The following is a 3224-nucleotide window of genomic DNA, read 5'->3' as shown; positions in this document are numbered from 1 at the left end:
TAAAAAACCCGCCAAAGCGGGTTTCTTAACGTAGCGTGTGTTACTTGACGTTCGTCGGGGCCGGGCCTTCAGCCACGCCCAGGTCGTCTTCTTCACGGGTTTCGGAGATCCCGCGACCACCGGAAGCCAGTTCCGTTTGCAGTTGGTCTTCGTCCAGCTCCTTGACCCACTTGGCCACGACCAGGGTTGCCACAGCGTTACCGACCAGGTTGGTCAGTGCACGGGCTTCGGACATGAAGCGGTCGATACCGAGGATCAGCGCCAGGCCGGCAACCGGCAGGTGGCCCACGGCGGACAGGGTAGCGGCCAGTACGATAAAGCCCGAACCGGTCACACCGGCAGCGCCTTTGGAGGACAGCAGCAGCACCAGCAACAGGGTGATCTGGTGGGTGATGTCCATGTGGGTGTCAGTCGCCTGGGCGATGAACACGGCAGCCATGGTCAGGTAGATCGACGTACCGTCGAGGTTGAACGAGTAGCCGGTCGGGATTACCAGGCCAACGACGGATTTCTTCGCGCCCAGACGCTCCATTTTGATCAGCATGCGCGGCAGGGCCGATTCCGAGGAGGAAGTACCCAGCACGATCAGCAGTTCTTCACGGATGTAGCGGATCAGTTTCAGCACGCTGAAGCCGTGAGCGCGGCAGATGCCGCCCAGCACGACCAGCACGAACAGCACGCAGGTGATGTAGAAGCAGATCATCAACTGACCGAGCTGCACCAGCGAACCCACACCGTAGGCACCGATGGTGAACGCCATGGCACCCAGCGCACCGATTGGCGCGAGTTTCATGATCATGTTGATGATGTTGAACATCACGTGAGCGAAACGATCGATGAAGTCCAGCACCGGCTTGCCGTAGGCACCGAGGCGATGCAGGGCGAAACCGAAGATCACCGAGAACATCAGCACTTGCAGGATATCGCCGTTGGCGAAGGCGCCGACGATGGTGTTCGGGATCACGTTGAGGATGAAGCCAACGATGCTCTGGTCTTTACCGGCAGTCACATAGGCAGCGACTTTGGAGGCATCGAGGGTCGACACGTCGATGTGCATGCCGGCGCCCGGTTGCACGACGTTGACCACGATCAGGCCAATCAGCAGGGCGATGGTGGACACGATTTCGAAGTAGAGCAGCGCGTAGCCGCCGGTCTTGCCGACGGATTTCATGTTCTGCATGCCGGCGATGCCGCTGACGACGGTACAGAAGATGATCGGGGCGATGACCATTTTGATCAGTTTGATGAACCCGTCACCCAGTGGCTTGAGGGCCACGCCGGTCTGCGGGTAGAAGTGACCGAGCAGGATGCCGATGATGATGGCAACGATCACCTGGAAATACAGGGATTTGTACAGTGGCTGACGAGTCGTCATTGCAAAGTTCCTCAAGAGCGTCCCGCGACAACCTCCAACTGTTGCCCACGAAACCTCAATCTGCGAACCCTCCTGCACTGGAGGGATTTGTTTTTTCGAGCTGCGCTAAGGCAGACATCTGCCCGTTACATCGCAAAGCCCGTGCCACCTCTTGCGAAAAACCTGCAAGCCTTTTGACATCAAGGGTTACAGGTATTTTTATGTCACCGCGTTGTTACAAGGATGTGGCGGATTTCCGCCGACCATGCTTCTCTCGTCCTACAATTTGGCGGATATCCGCCTTGTTACTCCAGCGGCGGATAACTAATCTCTGCCGTCCACTGCCCGGAATCCGCTATGCGCGAACGCACCATCGCCAGCCATTTCGCCCGTGCCGCACTCGGCGGCGCGCGTCGGCTCGGCCATGATTATTCGTGCCTGCTGCAGCAGTTGGGCATCAGCCCGGAACTGCTGGAAGAGCCCCGCGCGCGGATCGCTCCGGAGCAATTCACGCAGCTGATTCAGGGCCTGTGGCTGGCGCTGGACGACGAATACCTGGGTTTCGGCGCGGCACCGAGCAAACCTGGCACCTTCGCGATGATGTGCCATGCCTTGATCCACTGCCGCCACTTGGAAAGCGCGCTGAGTCGGGGCTTCCTTTTTTATAGTCTATTCCCGCAGGCCCCGCGCTTAAGCCTGAGCCGCGAAGACGAATGGGTGCGTTTGAGCCTCGACGACGCGCAGCTCTGGGACCCGGACCATTTCCTCAGCGAAAGTCTGCTGGTGATCTGGCATCGACTCGGCAGTTGGCTGATCGGCCAGCGCATCCGCTTGCAACAGGCCACGTTCAGCTATGCCAGACCGGCGCATGGCGCCGAATATGACCTGATGTTCGCCTGTCCGCTGGAATTCGGCGCTGGTCAGAGCAGCCTGCTGTTTCACAGCCGCTACCTGAACATGCCGCTGTTACAGGATGAACGGACCCTCAAACACTTCCTCGAACGCTCCCCGGCCGACCTGCTGTCGCGCCCGGACGATGGCGACAGCCTCAGCAGCCAGTTGCGCCGCCTGCTCAGCCGCGACAGCGCCCGCTGGCCCGACCTCGAAGCCGTCGCCGCGCACCTGCACATCAGCCCACAAACCCTGCGCCGACACTTGCGCGAAGAAGGTTCGAGCTTCCAGGAATTGAAAGACCAACTGCGCCGCGACATCGCGATCTACCACCTGGGCCGCGCCGACCTGTCCCTGCAACAAATCGCTGAACAGCTTGGGTTCTCCGAGCCATCGGCATTTCATCGAGCATTCAAGAAGTGGACCGGACTGACACCAGGGGCTTATCGGGCACAGGAGTATTGATTGTTCTGCGCAGCTCCAGCGCCAACTCGCCCTGAGCGCTGTTGAACTGCTGTTGATCTGGCTGTTGATCTGGCTGTTGATGTGCTTCTACTTTTGATCTGGCTTTTGATCTGCCCTGCCCCGTTGACCAGAGGCTGAACGCAGGTCTTGCGCAGTGGGCAACCCGGCAGGACGCCGGGTTAGCCGCCCCCGGCCAGGGATGGCCGATGGCGGCGGGCCCACGGAGCAGGGCCGGAGTGAAGGCATGCCGAGCCTAGGCGAGGCACCGAATGGAGGGGATGAAAGCGCTTGGTTACTTGGCGCTTTTCCAAGTAACCCGCTGTAAGAGCGGAACCCATCGAGGCCTTCACCCAAGGAATGGATATGTACACCTGCCAAATCTCTAGTGCCTGAACAGAAGTCATCGCTGGCAAGCCAAGCTCCCACAGGGTTTTGGGAAATCCGCAATTTACTCGTCAGCAGGGCGATCGCCTTCGTCGGAACGCCGCCCGGAGCCGGCTCGCTCCCACAGAAT

Annotated in this window: 2 protein-coding genes; one reads left to right on the top strand and one right to left on the bottom strand. The window is 59.8% G+C overall.

Annotated features, from left to right (window positions below; translation table 11 throughout):
* Nucleotides 1-40 precede the first annotated feature (40 nt).
* Entirely contained in the window at nucleotides 41-1375 is a 1335-nt protein-coding gene (locus tag RG836_RS07725) for a dicarboxylate/amino acid:cation symporter (protein ID WP_310844523.1), read from the bottom strand.
* A gap of 336 nt (nucleotides 1376-1711) precedes the next feature.
* Here RG836_RS07725 and RG836_RS07720 point away from each other — a divergent pair, with 336 nt between their 5' ends.
* On the top strand, nucleotides 1712-2710 hold the full coding sequence (locus tag RG836_RS07720; protein ID WP_310844521.1) for an AraC family transcriptional regulator: 999 nt from the start codon (nucleotides 1712-1714) through the stop codon (nucleotides 2708-2710).
* The last annotated feature ends 514 nt before the right edge of the window (nucleotides 2711-3224 follow it).

The organism is Pseudomonas rhizozeae, from assembly GCF_031583775.1.
Classification (GTDB): Bacteria; Pseudomonadota; Gammaproteobacteria; order Pseudomonadales; family Pseudomonadaceae; genus Aquipseudomonas.
This window is presented reverse-complemented; position numbering and strand designations above follow the sequence as displayed.

Excerpts from the sequence above, each read along its gene's own strand:
- RG836_RS07725 (WP_310844523.1), bottom strand. The coding sequence starts at position 1,375 with ATGACGACTCGTCAGCCACTGTACAAATCCCTGTATTTCCAGGTGATC.
- RG836_RS07720 (WP_310844521.1), top strand. The coding sequence starts at position 1,712 with ATGCGCGAACGCACCATCGCCAGCCATTTCGCCCGTGCCGCACTCGGC.